We start from the raw sequence: 16,930 nt of genomic DNA on the forward strand, positions 1-16,930 counted from the left end.
GTTCCAGTTTTAAGGAAAGCAAAGAAGGCGACTATGTCGCTGATGAAGCAACTGGATAAAACGCGCGCTTCATCAAATCAATCATAGATTGATTATCTCTTTGCTTCCTAAACTATGCATTGCTTAAATAAACCTTTGCGTCTATTAAAATTTCTACTATTACAGATACCAAAGCATTTATTATTAAACGCAAAGTTTTTACTTCCAGAATGTTCCAGTTTTAAGGAAAGCAAAGAAGGCGACTCTGTCGCGGATGAAGCGGATGCATAAAACGTGCGCTTAATCGAATCTATCCATGATTGATTCATTCTTTGCTTCTTAAACTATGCATGACCAAATGAATCCTTTGCGTCTACAAAATTATTTTTCACTTTTCACTTTTCATTATTCATTATTATCTCTATTTCCCCTTCTTTCAAGAATAAGGTGCGCTGCATCCAGCATTTTCGTGAGATGAATGTACGGGCTCACCATATTCCTTTCCGGTACATGGTCGTAGGCGCCCAATGAGAAATAGATAATCCCGGACATAAAATAATTAAACTCGTCTATGCTGTATTCCTGGAATGCCTTTTTAAAGACCAGCAGAGGGTTTCTGTATTCTTTCTCCGAAAGCAGCCCAAGAAGCAATGGTGAAGTGTTTTCCAACGGACTATGGCTGGCTATTTTCTTTTTCTTCAATGTAATGAGGTAGCCTGCATGGACGAACGACTGCATCGACTGGCGAAAGAGAAAGATATCGGATGGATCTTCTTGTATCCAGGTATTTCTTTTTACTGCATAATTCATAATCCTGTTTAATTTCTCTTTAGAGGCAACCAGATCATTGAGCTGAAAAAATGTTTCCATCAGCTGTAATCCTGAGTGTTTCTTTCCCACTGCCCCAAACCGGGACCGAAAGTCTGTTCTATTCTTTTTCATGAGTTTGTATTTTTATAAAGTAATTCTATAAGGATCGGATTGTTTCTTTTCAGAATGAATGGCTTTATTGGATTGAACCTTACTTTTATCCACTATGAAACCTTCGGCATACTCGTGTATGCTGAGTTTTATTTTGATTCTTCTGTAAGTAAGCAGTCTTATACGACCTGTTTTCTGTACTATTGTTTTTTAATGACTGTAAAGGAGGAAGCCCTGCCAATGCGTGGACTTCCCACCCATACAAGTCCAAAATGAATATAATAGAATTTGTGTTTTTCTGAAAGCCGTGAGGCCGCAATGGATTGTACACCCCATTGTAACATGTCATGATACTTGATGTTGTGGGCAAGCTTAGAAAAAAATTGAATTGTAGAATGCAGAACTGCATGAAAATAAAAACGGCATGGGACTCTACAATATCCAATCTGAGGTACTGGTATACCCTGTATACAGATAAGAGAGAGAACCCACGCCTAGGTCGTGAGCTTCCTGCTTATCGTCTCGTATACTTTAAATTACCAGTTTTCAGATTGAGATTCTAAGCAATAGCTTCTAATATTCGTTGAAGTATCGCAAAGCTACATTTATTGTAGCTTATTGTACAAATGTAATAAAAAAAAACTAAATCATTCGCTATAACGAACAGTAAATTTCATTTTAATCTTTTCATTTGAAGAATGATTTATAAGCATATGCAGGATAAAGAAATTTTTAATAAAAAAAATGCCCTACTCAACAAGCGTTTATGCAATTTTATCGCAACAAAATTTCTACGTATATATTATGATCAAGAAAATAACATCATTTCGCAAAATAACTATGCTAAACTTTGTGGAATAACTTCTTCTACTATTTCAAAATTGAAACTTCCTGATGGATATGATGTTCCGATGTCGACAATTTATAATATATTAAGACACGAACGCTATTCACTAGAAAAATTTTTCAAAGAATTTGAAGATGAAAATGGCATGAATATACCTAACTAAGATATTTCAATTACGGTCGATCGGCCGTAATTTTTTATTTATTAATTATTTCATTTGTCTCTATGACAGATATAAACGAAAAAATTTGCTCATACATTACAAATAAATGGTTGATCCCTTGGCTTCAAGAAGGCAAGTCACAAACTTCTTTTGCAAAAAACCATGGTGTTGAAGAAAGCACTATTAGAAAAATAAAAGGCGGAGAAAACTATAGAATACCTGTTGAAACACTTTTTAAAATATGTGAAGCAAGAAAGCTTAATTTATCTGATTTTTTAAACTTATAAATGAATAAATCCTGAGGAGAGTTGGAATTTATTGTTATTATGGATTCCTGAAACATCGAATGAACTTAAATGTACCAAAAAGCAAATTTCTTTATATTCGACTGTCATATATTTCTGAAGGAAGATAAGATTGGGTAGCTTATAGTTCACAAAGACAAAACTATTATCGGAGCATCACCGAAGAACGGGACTGTTTTTAATCAGATTCCTCAGCCTAAAACAATTGAAAATACAGAGCTTCTTTTGCGGAAAATTGAAGAATTTTAACTTCGAATAACTTAAATTTGAATAATGGAAACAAACGAAGTACGCATAGGAAATTATATAATGGATAAAAAAGATGAAAACATAGAATATGTATATCTTATTCATGATCTTGGAGACCTTGTATATATTAACGACCTTCATCCAGATGTTTGTATACCTATTCCTTTGGATGAAGAATGGCTTTTGAAGTTTGGATTCTTTAGTTCGGACCTAGTGAGATACGATCCAAATGATGAGTCTCATGAGCAATTTGAGTACACATTAGATAGTGGTATTTCTCATAGAGCTTTCATTTGCAAACCATCAAAAGGATGGGTAGTAAAATTAGGAAATTACGACGATGAATTAGAAATAAAATACGTTCACCAATTGCAAAACCTTTTCTTCGCACTTAAAGGAAAAGAATTAACTTAGCAGGGAATTAATATTAACCATAAAATTTAAAAACATGATTAAAGAAGGAATCAAAGTGAAACTAAAATCAGGAGGCCCCGAAATGACCGTTAAATTCGAAAGTGACCTTGGTGAAGGACTTTGGGTTTGTAGTTGGTTTGTAGGAAATGAACTCAAAGAAGGAACGTTTTCTGAAGATCAATTAGATTTACTGTAAAAATAAAGCCCCCAATTAAGGGGCTGTTTTATTTTGTAGAATTTCTAAATCATTTCGTAATTGTTCATCAATGATACTATTTAAAGTTTCTCTTTTTAAAATAGTGAATTCTAAAACATGATCATAGAAATCATTTGTCACATTATCTCGTAAGCAATTGAAGAGAATAAATTTTAATTGAGCATCATTAAGTTGTGATTGTAAAATAGAGGCATAAACTTGCTTATTATTTATACTTGAATCGTGTAATAATTTCAACATTAAGCCAATATGTAAAATATATGGCATTAATTTCCGATATAGATCTTTATTTGCTTGATTAAAAATATAAAGCACCTCATCTTTGGTTAAAAAATTAAATTGTGATTCAACAATCTCTCGATTATATAGAGCCTCTAATTGATCAATTTTTTGTTTTTTTACTACAAAATTAAACTTTTCGCTATAGAAATTTTTGAACATTATATCAAATACTTCTTCTCCAGTAAAAGTATTATTGATTTCAGAATGTTTTTGTCGTTTAACAATATCTTCAAGCATCTTTAGCATTTGGAAAAATGTATTTTCAAATTGTTGAAGTTTTAAAGTATAATTTTGTGTGACAAATTCGTCACGCGTCTGCTCCATTTCTTTTCTGGTCAATTCTAGTTCATTTCGTTGAAGTTTAAGCTCTTGTCGTTGAAGTAGAATAGCAATAATAACACCTACAAAAGACAGCCCTGTAAACAAAGCATTTGATGCCCCGAACATATCGCCAAACAATCCCTGACTTTGAATTCCTAATTTTACAGCATAACTATAATTAAGGTATAATGTAACTCCCATAAAAACAACAGACCCTATTCCAAAAGTCCAAAATACCCAATTCCCGTTTTTCATATATCTATTATTAGTTTTGAACAAATATAGAAAAGGCTTTGCAACAACCAAAATCTAATCACACGGAAGGATTCATGTAGCAGCAAGGGAACCAAAACAAATAAATCCCTAAATCAAGATTTATCCCTCAAAACTCATTCCCCTATCATTTATTTCCGTATCTTGTCTCTACATTTTTTACAAAAAAACTAAACACCTTATTTTATGAAAAACTCAAAAAACCTATCACAAAAACTCACCAAAGGAGAACTGAAAAATATTTTTGGAGGTGGTCCAATTTTAACGCAGCCGATGTGTACCCCAAGACAATGCGAGATTTATGATACCAGATGCGACCGTCGTCACAGCTGCCCTCCCCTATATCCTCAACCGGATTAAAACAAAATACCGCACAGGAGAAAATACATGGCCCGCAAAATAGCAAAAACTATTTGCGGGCTTTTTTATGAAACAAACCGGAACCAGAGCGGTTCATGAATGGGAAGAATTTCTTTGAAACGGCATGAGAAAACACCTCATTCAGAGGCTTCATCACCGTTGATGACGGTTCATTTTCAGGTCATGCATTTAAAGTTGCTTTAAGGCGGATTTTTGGCGAATCGTAGTTTTACTACAATTTTTCAGATTTAATACAATTTTAAATTGAGTAGTCTGTTTTTTCTCTAACTTCGGTGACATAATACCAAATAAAACGCACAATATATTATGAAAAACACCTCAAATTCTGAGAAAGTTTCAGAAAACCATATTGCGGGCATTAACCGTGTGGTAAAACTGGAAATTGTGGTTGAGGGCAAGGCTGTCAATCACTTTAAACACTTTCGTTTACAACAGAGTGCAAGAAAGCACCATGATTTCGAACTGGTATTGGCTCATGACTCTTTAGGCGAAGTACAGAATCACAACCTTGAACAGGCCCAAAAGTTTTTAGGAAAAAGAATCACCGTTGTTTTTAAATATAAAGATGCTGAAAACGAAAGCCCCGAAAGAACATTTGTGGGCCTCATCACCAAAGTGGCATTCAGCCAGGAAAAAATGAGTCTGGGAAATATCATCCTAAAAGGAAAAAGCCCCACGATTCTGATGGATGCTGCACCTCATACCCAAAGTTTCGGAGGAGGCCAAATGGTGAATACCAATATTATTGCAGACCGGATTATCAAAGAGACCTTAGGGTCCAACAAATTCGATTTCAGGATAGATACCCAAAACAAAAGCTACATCAGCTACAGTGCACAATACAACGAAACCCATTACAATTACCTGACAAGGATTGCAGAAGCCTACGGAGAACAGTTTTATTATGACGGGGAAATCCTTCATTTCGGAAAACTCCCCGCTTCTGAAAAACCTATCATGCTGGTCTATGGAAGCAATGTAAATGACGTGAATGTTGAGCTGAAAGCCGTTCACACCAAACCGGAATACTTTGGCTACAACAGCAGCAACCATACGAAAATGGTGGGTGTTGATGACCGCATCAGACATTTGGGAGAATTATCTTCCAAAGCCTATGAACTGAATGACTCTATTTTTACGACCCGGTCACTGACCCCTACTCCAATCAATGCGAATATGTTCCGTGATGTGGACGATTCCCAGAAGAGTGCAAGGGGAAGTAAGGCAGTAGAGGTTTTTACCGTTTCAGGACACACAACTGTTCCATTCCTGTATATTGGCTGTGTGGCAGATCTGGCCATGAGAAAAACAGACAGCAATGATACCTCGCATTTTACAACGCTTATGATTACAGAGGTGAGCCACGAAGTAGATGCAAGAGGATATTATACAGGAAGCTTTGAAGCGATTGCCGAAGGGACCGGTTTCATGCCAAAACCTGATTTTGAAATGCCTAAAGCAGAACCGCAGGTAGCCACTGTGATATCCAATGTAGACCCCTTGAATCAGGGCAGAATACAGGTCCGCTTTGACTGGCAGTTAAATGATACCACCCACTTTATCAGAATGATGAGCCCTGATGCAGGAGGAACAGATGCCGTAGCCCAAAACAGGGGCTTTGTAGCCGTTCCTGAAATTGGCGATCAGGTGATGGTGGGATTTGAATACCACAATCCCGATTTCCCATTTGCCATGGGTGGAATGTTTCATGGCCAGGTAGGTCTGGGCGGAGGCGTGGACAATCATTTGAAATCTATACAGACAAGAAGCGGCATTAAGGTTTTAATGAACGATGCAGATAAAAGTGTCACCATTAAGGATCCTAGCGGAAATACTTATTTTATGGATGGTCAGGGTAACATTAATGTGACCGCACCAAAGAATATGACCTTTACGGCAGGAGAAGATATGCATATTTCCGTGGGAAGGAATATGACCACTAAAGTTGGGCAGGACAGCAGCCTGAATATCGGAAATGACCTTACCGAATCTATCACCAAGAGATACACTCAGACTTCTGAAAACAAAAACATTACCGTTAAGCAGGATCAAACAGAAAGCACCGGTAATAAATTTAAAAGCACTTCCGGAGAAGCCGATATACAGACCTCTAAAGGCGATTTAAAACTCAGAGGATCATCATTGGCTGTATTCCAGGGAGGAAAAGACGTTAAAGTAAGTAAAGGCTAAATTTATTTCAGGCGATGAAAGCAGATTTTCATTACTGCCTGCAAATATGATTTCCGCCTTAACCATTGAATCCAATCCAAAACAGTAACACATGGAAGCTCAGAATACTTCAGCGCACGATCAGAAACTTTCTGAAAAAAGAGCAGAAAAACAAAAAAAATCCACCGAAGATTCTCCTTCAGAAAAAAGAGAAATGGTCATGCATGGGGCCACGTTGAAATGTCCCTATGCTCAGGCACCCGGAGAACTTAAAGTGACCTCAAACGAAATAAACCTTCAGAATAAGATATTTGCAACACAGGGTGACGGAAACAATATGGTAAATCTTCAGTTCAAAGGAAACTGCGGACACCCGAAATGGCCCGCAAGAAATATGTCTCCCCCACCCTGTATGAGCGTTATCAAATTAAGTCCATGGCAAAGTTTAGGAAGTACCACTATTCAAAAACAAACGGCTCTGGTGAAAGAATCTTTTATCTATTGTAATCCTGAATTTAATTCGGCCGTAGCTCCACCGATTCCTATGGTGGAACAGGTTTTAACACCAGAGGATAATATTTATACGGTTTCTGTTTATTATAATGATGTAAAAATTGATCCGGAATCTTTCGTATTTATTTCGCCGGAACCTGCAATGCCGAAAATAAGAATTGAAGTTTTTATAGGAAAGGATTGTATACATAAAAGTTTAAGGTTTAGATTAAAGACAGCATTTAAGTTTGAGGCAAGTGCACCGCTCTATAACAGAAATGATATTGATTATTTCCCTGCAAGATCTGATGGTGGGGCCGCTTATATGATTGCCAATAAAGGAAAAACCAAATGGGATGTTGATTTTCGTGGACTATTTAGAGGAGGTACTGCAACTGTGGAGATATGGAATGAAGCAAAAACTTCTGTTTTAAGTACTTTCCAGTTTTATATAAGAGGGAAAAATCCTACGAAGGAAGTCGTGAAAAAATATATGAATGATAAGGGATATTTAAAATATTGGCCAGTATATAGAATGATTCTTCACGAATCAGGTAGTGAATTTCATCCAGTTGTAAGACAATTTTGGGATCCCGAGTTTGTGGGAAAAGGGAAAAATAGAAAAGAAGCAGTATATGGACCTTCTGGAAGAGTATTTGAAAGCAAAGGAATACCAAACTATGGAGAACCAGATGGTTGGGGAATATGCCAAATAGATTTCAGTTATGAAAAAAGAAAAAAAACGGATCAAGATTATATTACAAGAATAAACAAGAACCCCAATTATATTTGGAATTGGAAGGAAAACTTATCCATAAAGATGGACAAAAAGATTTCGGAAAAGTTAGACGCGGCTAAAGATTATTTGGAAAAATTATTAAAAAAAAGCAATTATTTGGTAAAACCAACTGAGCAAAAAGAAGGAAACCTCACCTATAAATGGTGCCCAACAACTATTCCAGAACTTTCATATTTAAATAAATATATGCCACAAAAAGCTGATAATTCTTCTGTTAAATCATTGTTAGATGCTGAATTTATAAAACTATATAATGGCGGACATTATTTAACGAATATTGATAGTAATGGAAATGCAACTTTTAAAAATTATGAAGAATATAAAGGGATAAAAATTTCTTATGTTGAAAAGATTAGCAATATAACTGAATGAAAAATTACATTTTAATACTAATACTGTTGATTTCCTGTGCGAGAAATCAATCCAAAAGAACCTCAATTAATATAGCAAAAATTGATTCTACGGAGATTGATGGTAAAATACCTACGTCTTCCAAGAATCAAAGTATTCAAAAATATGTAGATACATTGAGTATTCCTTTGCAATATGTGGTAACCATTCCGCTGGAAGTCAATAAAAAAAAGATGGACATTCGGTTGCGACTTTCGAAGTCTGAAAATTTGGCAGGACGAAAAAATTATACTATTGCTGAAATACAGGAAGACACCAATAGCTTTTTGCCTAAGTCTGCCTACGAATGTATAGAAGGAACTGTTGAACTTCAGCATTGGCAAGTGATCAATAAGAATTCATATTATAATACTTATGATTATTATAAGAGTAAAGATTTTAAAGAAAATGATTTTGTCAATAAGAAAAAAATGATTTTTCGTAATGAAGATTATAATTTTATATCAGTAACTGATGTGGATAATGATGGATATGAAGACCTTCTTATTCTTGATCTTTCAAGCTCTATGAGAGACAATGAAATGTATCAATTTTACAAATGGTCTGAAAAAGAGAACAAGTTTATATTTATGTCCGATTTTTTCGATAAAGCCGCTTTTTATGGATGGGACAAAACAGGGAAACACTTAATAACAGGAGTGAGTGATACCAAAGAAAGAACTCTTTATAAAAATAAAATTGTTGGGGGCAAACTGAAAACCATTGATCAATGTACAGAATATGCAGTATCAGATCAATTATGTTGGTAGATCAATATTTTTCAAACATTTAGAAAACAGTATATACAGACGATGAATTAGCAATGTATTATATAAAAAATGAAAAGCTTAGCAACCAATTTTATCGTATTCTTTTTCATCCCTGTTTGCGGGCAAAAAACTGTTCCTGACAGTTTGAAAATCTATTATCAGGATTCATTGATTGTCAGTAAGAATTTTAAAGACGGAACAATGTCAAATAAACTTACCATAAAAGTAATTAATCCCTGCAACTCTGAAAAAGAACGTTTTGACGGAGCTGTAACCATCATCAGTGCCGCTGTTAAAAACAAAAAGTACAGCGACAGTATCGTTTATCATTACCCCTATGCACAATCCGGTCTCATCAATTTAAAAACCAACAATATATCTTATTATAACATCAATAAACGTCAGGCAGTCTTCATCCCTTTTACGTACTGCGGGAACTGGGATAATGATACCAAAGTCTCCTACATCATATTCTACAACCATAAAAAATATCTGTATGACATCAAATACTATTGCGGAGAGGACAATACATGTAAGATCAATGATAATCTGAACATTACATTAAAAAACCTGCCCACAAAGTTAAAGGCACAAGTACTTAAAGACTTGAAAACAAAGTATACCCAATCAGATGATTTTCAATAATTAGCTCAAAATTAAATGGCATGAGTGAAGAACAGCAAAAAGACGACTATTCAGCAAATCCCAATCAAAAGGTTTATGATATACCCCACCAGGTAGATCATGAAGTGAATGTTGTGAAAATATATTTTGCCAAACAGGTTCCTAAAATGACCTGGGAAAAGAAAGAAGAAACCTATGCCGTCAAAAGCGGCGGGCTGGTATCCGATGTGAAAAAGAAGTATGAAAAGAAAGGAAGACGGAACATCGAGGCCGATAAAGAAGATTCTGTAAAATTGAAAGCAAAAGAAGAGGTAAAAATTACCTGGGAAGAGGAAGCACAGGAAATGAAAGATGGTAAGCCTGTCGTTGAATATGAAAAAATAGATAAAACCATCGTTAAAAAGAAAGTATGGGTCGTAGCAGAATGTCAGGGAACCACCGGAAAGCTCTCTGTGGAGATTCATGAAAATAAATTGCAAAACACAGAAAACGTCTATGAAAATCCTGTGAAGTTTTTAGATGGAGAGGAGGAGAAAAGTAAAATTGAATTCACGATCAACGGAACAATGGTTTATGCTAAGGAAATCACCTTACGCCCTAAGACTAATGACGATCTAAAGAAACTGATAGAAAAGTTCAGTAAAAGGAAAGATGTAAACGCTTTTTTATATTTCAAAGGTGAAGTTACAGGAACTGAAGATGAAATTAAATTTCCGGATGATACGCATGAGTTTTTAAACAAAGACGGCGAAAGGTTTGAGATCACAGGAACTCCGTGCTACTGCAACAGAGATATCACTGTTGATGAGATGATAGACTTAATTTACCATTTAAGGGACAAGCAAAACTACAAATCAAAAAGAGATTCGTTTTTTAACAGCGGTACAGAAAAAATACTCGCTATCGGCATTACCAGCGGAAAGATCTCTGAAAACAGAGATAAAATAAAACTGTTTACCGATGAGATGAATACCATGTTTAAGAAATTCGAGATTAAAACCTGCAAAAGAAAAATTCATTTCTTAGGCCAGATGTATCTGGAGACGATAAGCTTTACCTACACCTTCGAAAGCAGAGACTCTGTCCCGGATAATTATAAAGGCGGTGTGGCATTTCAGGGAAGAGGAATGAAGCAGATAACCCATGATTATAATTATCTGGCTTATTATGACTATGTCAACAGCACTACACATTCAGAAACTTATATGAAATTCAGATCAGGTTATGAAAGCGTTGGCGAGTGTGTGAAAAACAGACCTAAAGCCCGGGAAAAAGGTCTCGATGAAGCCTTTTATGAACAACTAAAGACCTATGCTAAAAACATTTCTGAAAATTTATTCCATGCTTTTAATTCTGCCGGCTGGTTTTCCACCGTTTACAAAGACGAAACTATTAAAGCAATGGATGAAGGATTAGAGGATGCTAATGTTACCAAGGTAACAAAGGCTATTAATGGAGGAGAAACGAATGTCGCTGAAAGAAAGAACTATACCAAATGGACCAGAGAATTTTTTAAATATGATACAGAATGCATAAACAAATAATATACCTCTTTTTCCTCCTTTTTTATTCTCTGCAAAGCTGCCAGAGTATGTCTGTGAACAACGAAACTCCGGTTTTGCAGAATAAGAAACAAGTAGGATTGATCAACCAGGCTACCGATTTTAAGTGTGATAGCTGCTATGCTTTAAGAACAGTAAAAATTGAGGGTAAGAATCTTACCTTCAGGGTTCCTGTCTCTTTGAATAAGGTTAACAGTAAAAGTATTTTCCAGGAAGACTATGAGCTCGTAACAGCGCAGTCGAAAGACGGTTTTGTGATCAAATATAACAGCCGTTACAGTTCTGACGCCTACGTTTTCAGGATTGGAAAAAATAAAAACAATACTGTAATTACTAAAATAAGCCAAATCACTTCTTCTGTCAATCATCATAAAATTGCTGAAAACGATTATGTTGATTACCCTGCCACTTCAATATGTGATAAAAATGCAAATCATGTATTGCTCCCAAATCAGGAAATTAATTTGAATCAGTATTTTATCAGTTCCGATAAGAATTGCTTCCTGTGTCCCTCAAACTACAGTGTGGAAGAATGTCTGGAAAAAAAGAAAATCAATGCCAAATTTAAGTGGCAGTAGCAAGTTGTAAATGTCTGAAAAATTATGGAGCCAGTATTTCCGATAGATATTAAATTAAACCTTGTAGAAGGGAAAAAGTTTTATCGCTCTACCTATAATGAATATACCACCATCGATGGAAAAACTCACAGAAGCGAGCTCAACAAAAATTTTCATGTTACGCTGAAGCTTTTAGAACAGGAAAGGTTTGAATACCATATCGAAATTTTTGACCGGGTTCACAGGGATAAAGAACTCTCCCTGTCCGAGAAAAATTTTTTAGACAGAATTGCGGATATCAATAACGATGTTGTGATGATAACAGACGAATACGGCCGTTTAAAAAGCTTACAGGGATTACCGATCCTTCAGGACAGAGTTGAAAAAACGGTAGAAAAGCTCTCCAGATCTTATGTGGGTAAGCATGCAGAAGATTCGTATCGGTTTTTAAAGGAATTTTACCAAAAGGAAAATTTAGTGTGTGAGGATTTTTTAAAGAACAATCATTTTGGAATGATCCTTCATAAATTCTATGGAAGATATAAGCAGGAAGATACAGTGAAGCATAGCGTACGATATCGTAATTTCATGGCCAATACCGTAATAGATATAGAAGAGAGTGTGCAAACGGAGGCTATGCGCTGTGATGATGAGTTGTTGCTCTTACAGTATACCGGCAGTATTCCTTCAGATAAAAACTGGGAAATGTTTTACGGGGAAATGAAAAGAAAGGAGGTGGCTTATCATCGTGAGACCGATGTTCCCACACTGGACAAATATAAAGGTCAGATGTTATTGGATTTTACAACCAAAGAGGTTTTGGAGCATAAACTTACCATAGAATTTTCCCTGGGAGAAAATTACCAAAAGAAAATCATCTATCATATAAAAGAAATAAGCTATGAAGAACTGTAAAAAACCAGGATGGATTGAAGAACTGCAGAAACGGTTGGATGAAGAATTTGGCGTTCTGAGCTTGACCTCATTTTCATTTAAGGAAGATAAAATCACGGATCATTCCCGTCAGGAAATACCTAACACTCCCCTATTAAAAAAAGAAAACTCTTAATATGGCGACACGTATTACAATAACAGATTCCGGGCAGACCCAAACTTTGAACGGCCCCGCGGCTCCGGATACTCCCGATGACTCATTGCAGCGCATCAGTGACGTTTATTTTGCCAAAAAAGTGACAGCAGACAATGGAACAAGGGTCAGTTTTACAAAAATCGATTCTGCCCACGTACAGCGTGATCAAGACAATGTGGAAATTCCCTATGATTCTATATTGGGAAAAACAGTGTATCTGATCATTGAGACCAGCAATATGGCCTCCCTGAATATAGATGCCGTGATAAGACCGTCTGCCAACACCATGACCGAAAATACAGACACCTTACAACTCATGCGTTTTGTATCTCCTAACCGATATGAGGTTCAGAGGATGTTTACCGTACAGGTTGGGAATTTTGACGCTCTTAACAACAAAGATGGCAGCCATGCTCATTACACCAATTTGCAGGCAGACCATATCAATAAAGCCATTATCAAGCTGCAGCTGAGACCTGATGGAAGAGCCACTTTTGATGAGTGGACCAGAAGACTGGGAGATCGCACGATCAACCTGGAAGTGGCAGTAGAAAGAACAGACAATAATCCCTGTGCCTACGGAAATGCAGAACAGGAAGTCAATGGGGCAGGTACGTTCCTGGATACTGATGCAGGAAGATTCAGGGTGGTCAATAAAAACATATATACCATTTATCACGGAAGTAATACGTACAATACTCTACAGGTAATCAGCACCAATCCGGAAAAAAGAAGAAGAACTCAGAAAGTCCGGAATGCCCACTCTCCTGAAGTGATCTTTTTCTATTACGATCAAAACGATACTGAACACAGGATCTGTGCCAGAGCTAAAGAAAGTGTCACCAGAAAAAGAAGAGTGAATGCTATACCGCCGCTGGCTCAAAGAGGGACTCTTTTGGACACCATAGATTTCACAGCGAACAGAGCAGCCGGAGAACAGATCGATGCTCATCAGTTATTGGTGTATTCCAACGGAACCCTTGGTGACGGAGCCACCGATAAATGGTATACCAATCTAGCAGAAAGCGTAGATTTGGTCAATATGGATATTTTAGCGAATGAAGGTGTAGGACCACAGATTTTTGAAGCATTCAATTATAACCAGAATGGGGTGATGATCCGGTATGGATTTCAGCATACGAGGAGAAGAAGCATTCAACCGGATCTATTTGCAGGTTTCTTAGGGGCACTGGCACAGTTCAGACAGGAAGGCCACAATCACTATATCGTATCTCAGGGTTTTTCTTATTCTGATGCATCGTGCTATCCCAGCGCAGAACATGTGAACGGAGAAGCTGGAGATCTGAATTTGCTGACGACTCAGCAAAACGGAACCAATACGACCCTTAGTGCCGCAAATTTTGATTATGATAATGAGGTCATCCTTCGAAATATCCTTTTTGATTTTGGATTTATATTGGGGCGGTCAGAGAATTTTTCGAACGCCGCCAATGCCAGTACTGCAGACAATGCCAATACACGGTTACCGCATACCATCCATACGGCTACGCCAAGACATAATAATCACTTGCATATTCACGGTTTCACCCCAACATTAGATATCTATGCCTAAAATTAATATCGCCTATTTTACCATTCTGTTTTTCCTTTTTTCCTGCTACAGTAAGGCTCAAACGGAAAACAAGGCAGCAAGCACAGAAGAAACAGCTAAAGGATCAGTTTTCTTTAACACCAATAAAGCGGACTGTATCACGCTGCCATTTGGATATCCGGAGATTTCAAAAAGATTAACCGTTGATTCTGTTCTGCCTGTTATACAGAATGAAAGTAAATTGAAAGAGCTTAATGCATTACAATTTGAAAAAGCAATTAACAAAGATCTTGTCCTGCTTCCTGAAGAATACGATGTTGTTCTGCCATTCAGCAAGACGGTCAATGAAAAATATGACCGTATAAAAATAGCCTCTCGTTTCCTGTGCTCCGCAGACCATTCACTGTACTTTATGGCGGTCTACAATACCGTTCGCTACGAACAGCCTTATATTGAAAAGATATATTTAGTTTCAACGAAGCGCGGCAAGCTTATCGACATGAAGAGAATTTATCTTAACCATCAGGGAGAAATGGGATATGCCAACTATACCCTGTTTAATATCGATAAAAATCATATCATTTCTCTACAGGATTATGAATTTACGGAAAGTCCTTTTACCTTAAAACCATTACAGAAATACCAGATTCTGCCTTCAGGAAAATTGGCCAGATACTACGATCATGATGGTCCTTACAAAAATGAAGAAGAACAGGGCATGGTGAAAAATCACAGTAAAGAAGGAAAATGGACAGAATCCAAACCCAATGGATATCTGGATTTACAAAAATATCCGGACTTTACAGATCCTTATACTTATGTGGAAGCCGAGTACAAAAATGGCTTGCCCGCTGGAACATGGAAATTCTATAAACTATTGCAGAAGTATAACGACGAAACGGGAGAACCTCTCCTCAATACAAGAAAAAAAGGACCATTGATCTATACTGAAATGTATAAAGAAGGTGTGTTGGAAAAACGGGAATTTCAGTAATTCAGACAGGTTGCTGATCCAGTATTTTCACGGCTTTCCGGTTTCTTATGTTTTCCACGTTCTTATTCATTATATGCCTGACGATATTCTGAAAAATAAAGCGTTTGAAAGTGTTGAGCTTTTGCTGATGTGTTGAATACAATTCATCGGGTGTATCAAATATACCAAAGTCCTGATTGATCCCTTTATCCTGAATAAACGTATTGTTGTTATCCCATTCGATTGGGGGATTTTCAAAATTATCTGTATAAACTCCGAAACCGCAAAATGTAGTTTTACAATCCCTATTTTGTTCCTGTAATTTTGTGAGGTAAGGTTTGTCTAAAATCACACCCTCTAAGAAATACCATTGCTCATTGATCAATACTTCTACCCAGCTATGTAAGATATTTTTTGGTGAAAGTCTGTACCATATACCCGTTATTGCTCCTTTTTGTAATGTTTTATCAATGGTAAAACCGTGAATACGGTTGGGTATTCCAGTTGCCCTCAATAAAGTCATTAGTAAAGTTGCTTTTGTATTGCACTGTCCATAGCCGTCTTTCAGTATTTGTGATGCGACAATATCATCAGAAACGTTGTACCCAAATTTTATTTCATCTCTTACAAAATTGTAAATGGCTTTCACCCTGGAAACATGATCCAAATTTCTCCACCTTCTCTGCTCCAACAGCTTTTGTATGGAAGCATTTGAGTAGTCAAGGATATTTGTTTCTTTAAGATAATTTTTCATAAGACTTTTGTTTCAGAACAAAACTAGATAAAGAGAGGATGCAATGCTATTGCAAACCCTCTTTTAAAGATGCTCGCGCTGGCAGTTTATCTTCTGTTTCCCATCATAAAAAATAAGTACCCCACAGTATGGGAGAACCGGACCAATCAAAAAAAAATCATATATTTTTTTTACAACCATAATTTTTATTTAACATTGCAAAAAAAACCATGAAAAACTCAAAACTAGTTTTAGCAGCAGCTTTAATGCTATTCTCAGCAGTGAACATAACGGCACAAAAAAAGAAAGCAGCGGCTCCATCAAAACGAGGGCCTATGGAAATGCCTAAAGACGCTGCTGTGCAGGTCATGCCGGGAGGTGATAAAGCGGCAATTGATCTTTATAAAATGAATGATCGGGTTACCTTTAAATATGATGAAAGCTATAAAAATGCAGATATCTACATCACTGAAGACGGTAACCAAAAACTAATGTACAAAGCTAAAATTGATGATACAGGTGTAGATACCAAGTTAAATGGACGAATCTATCATTATACAGTATACAGCTTAGACCGTAAAACCCTTTTATTCACCTACGAATCAGAATCCGCCGTTACCAGTTTAGTAAAAATGATTGCTGTATCTCCGGTAAAAACCTCCACCATCCTTGATTTCTCTCAGATATTCGGTCCTTCTGAATATACGATCGGTAAAACAGAAACGTTTAAGAAGTATCCCATTTTTTTATATTATGTCATATTTAATGCACCCAAAAAGTAACTGCATTATTTAAAAAAATATACCTAATCTCTAAATTCCCTGACATTGGAGATTGTCATTTTTGATCCCTGGCAAAGTTTAAAAT

General features: G+C 36.4%; 20 protein-coding genes. 17 read left to right on the plus strand and 3 right to left on the minus strand.

From position 1 onward, the window contains the following. Window positions 1-384: 384 nt before the first annotated feature. The gene (locus IW16_RS25930) at window positions 385-921 is read right to left on the minus strand and encodes a hypothetical protein (protein WP_051890621.1); all 537 of its coding nucleotides are present in this window, start codon (window positions 919-921) and stop codon (window positions 385-387) included. A 54-nt stretch (window positions 922-975) separates the two neighbouring features. Here IW16_RS25930 and IW16_RS26765 point away from each other — a divergent pair, with 54 nt between their 5' ends. From IW16_RS26765 to IW16_RS26210, 5 genes are all read left to right on the plus strand, one after another. Further along, the gene (locus IW16_RS26765; protein WP_034750007.1) at window positions 976-1,176 is read left to right on the plus strand and encodes a hypothetical protein; all 201 of its coding nucleotides are present in this window, start codon (window positions 976-978) and stop codon (window positions 1,174-1,176) included. Window positions 1,177-1,613: 437 nt separating this feature from the next. After that, entirely contained in the window at window positions 1,614-1,910 is a 297-nt protein-coding gene (locus tag IW16_RS22365; protein ID WP_131327963.1) for a hypothetical protein, read from the plus strand. Window positions 1,911-1,972: 62 nt separating this feature from the next. Continuing rightward, window positions 1,973-2,197, plus strand: coding sequence for a helix-turn-helix domain-containing protein (locus IW16_RS22370; protein ID WP_034750011.1), 225 nt, complete (start codon window positions 1,973-1,975; stop codon window positions 2,195-2,197). Window positions 2,198-2,488: 291 nt separating this feature from the next. Beyond that, complete coding sequence (locus IW16_RS22375; protein WP_034750013.1) at window positions 2,489-2,878, plus strand: hypothetical protein; 390 nt, start codon at window positions 2,489-2,491, stop codon at window positions 2,876-2,878. A gap of 34 nt (window positions 2,879-2,912) precedes the next feature. Further along, window positions 2,913-3,074, plus strand: coding sequence for a DUF2158 domain-containing protein (locus IW16_RS26210; RefSeq protein WP_084694601.1), 162 nt, complete (start codon window positions 2,913-2,915; stop codon window positions 3,072-3,074). Between the two features lie 15 nt (window positions 3,075-3,089). Here the strand turns inward: IW16_RS26210 and IW16_RS22380 are convergent, their stop codons facing one another. Continuing rightward, a complete protein-coding gene (locus tag IW16_RS22380; protein WP_034750015.1) occupies window positions 3,090-3,953 on the minus strand; it encodes a putative phage abortive infection protein in 864 nt (287 codons plus the stop codon). Between the two features lie 204 nt (window positions 3,954-4,157). Here IW16_RS22380 and IW16_RS26770 point away from each other — a divergent pair, with 204 nt between their 5' ends. From IW16_RS26770 to IW16_RS22425, 11 genes are all read left to right on the plus strand, one after another. Next, the gene (locus IW16_RS26770; RefSeq protein WP_165572026.1) at window positions 4,158-4,331 is read left to right on the plus strand and encodes an RNA-binding protein; all 174 of its coding nucleotides are present in this window, start codon (window positions 4,158-4,160) and stop codon (window positions 4,329-4,331) included. A 327-nt stretch (window positions 4,332-4,658) separates the two neighbouring features. Next, window positions 4,659-6,542: a type VI secretion system Vgr family protein gene (locus IW16_RS22385; RefSeq protein WP_051890623.1), complete on the plus strand. Its 1,884-nt coding sequence runs from the start codon at window positions 4,659-4,661 to the stop codon at window positions 6,540-6,542. Between the two features lie 91 nt (window positions 6,543-6,633). Beyond that, complete coding sequence (locus tag IW16_RS22390) at window positions 6,634-8,184, plus strand: PAAR-like protein (protein WP_034750018.1); 1,551 nt, start codon at window positions 6,634-6,636, stop codon at window positions 8,182-8,184. Next, complete coding sequence (locus IW16_RS22395) at window positions 8,181-8,972, plus strand: hypothetical protein (protein WP_034750021.1); 792 nt, start codon at window positions 8,181-8,183, stop codon at window positions 8,970-8,972. The genes IW16_RS22390 and IW16_RS22395 overlap by 4 nt, the downstream gene beginning before the upstream one ends. A 69-nt stretch (window positions 8,973-9,041) precedes the next feature. Next, complete coding sequence (locus IW16_RS22400; RefSeq protein WP_034750024.1) at window positions 9,042-9,617, plus strand: hypothetical protein; 576 nt, start codon at window positions 9,042-9,044, stop codon at window positions 9,615-9,617. Window positions 9,618-9,637: 20 nt separating this feature from the next. After that, window positions 9,638-11,140: a hypothetical protein gene (locus IW16_RS22405; RefSeq protein ID WP_034750027.1), complete on the plus strand. Its 1,503-nt coding sequence runs from the start codon at window positions 9,638-9,640 to the stop codon at window positions 11,138-11,140. Window positions 11,141-11,187: 47 nt separating this feature from the next. Further along, window positions 11,188-11,736, plus strand: a complete 549-nt coding sequence (locus IW16_RS22410; protein ID WP_034750029.1) for a hypothetical protein — start codon at window positions 11,188-11,190, stop codon at window positions 11,734-11,736. A gap of 24 nt (window positions 11,737-11,760) precedes the next feature. Beyond that, window positions 11,761-12,630 carry a hypothetical protein gene (locus tag IW16_RS22415; RefSeq protein ID WP_034750031.1) on the plus strand — a complete coding sequence of 290 codons (870 nt, stop codon included), beginning with the start codon at window positions 11,761-11,763 and terminating at the stop codon, window positions 12,628-12,630. Beyond that, entirely contained in the window at window positions 12,617-12,784 is a 168-nt protein-coding gene (locus IW16_RS26775) for a hypothetical protein (protein ID WP_165572027.1), read from the plus strand. Before IW16_RS22415 ends, IW16_RS26775 begins: the two co-directional genes overlap by 14 nt. 1 nt (window position 12,785) lies before the next feature. Beyond that, window positions 12,786-14,378: a hypothetical protein gene (locus IW16_RS22420; protein ID WP_034750033.1), complete on the plus strand. Its 1,593-nt coding sequence runs from the start codon at window positions 12,786-12,788 to the stop codon at window positions 14,376-14,378. Next, window positions 14,371-15,351 carry a hypothetical protein gene (locus tag IW16_RS22425; RefSeq protein ID WP_034750036.1) on the plus strand — a complete coding sequence of 327 codons (981 nt, stop codon included), beginning with the start codon at window positions 14,371-14,373 and terminating at the stop codon, window positions 15,349-15,351. The genes IW16_RS22420 and IW16_RS22425 overlap by 8 nt, the downstream gene beginning before the upstream one ends. A 1-nt stretch (window position 15,352) precedes the next feature. On the opposite strand, the gene IW16_RS22430 is transcribed toward IW16_RS22425, so the two are convergent. Continuing rightward, a complete protein-coding gene (locus IW16_RS22430) occupies window positions 15,353-16,084 on the minus strand; it encodes a transglutaminase-like domain-containing protein (protein WP_034750039.1) in 732 nt (243 codons plus the stop codon). A 209-nt stretch (window positions 16,085-16,293) separates the two neighbouring features. Here IW16_RS22430 and IW16_RS22435 point away from each other — a divergent pair, with 209 nt between their 5' ends. After that, window positions 16,294-16,845, plus strand: coding sequence for a hypothetical protein (locus IW16_RS22435; RefSeq protein WP_034750042.1), 552 nt, complete (start codon window positions 16,294-16,296; stop codon window positions 16,843-16,845). The last annotated feature ends 85 nt before the right edge of the window (window positions 16,846-16,930 follow it).

Origin of the sequence: Chryseobacterium vrystaatense, assembly GCF_000737765.1 — a bacterium.
Taxonomy (GTDB): Bacteria; Bacteroidota; Bacteroidia; order Flavobacteriales; family Weeksellaceae; genus Chryseobacterium; species Chryseobacterium vrystaatense.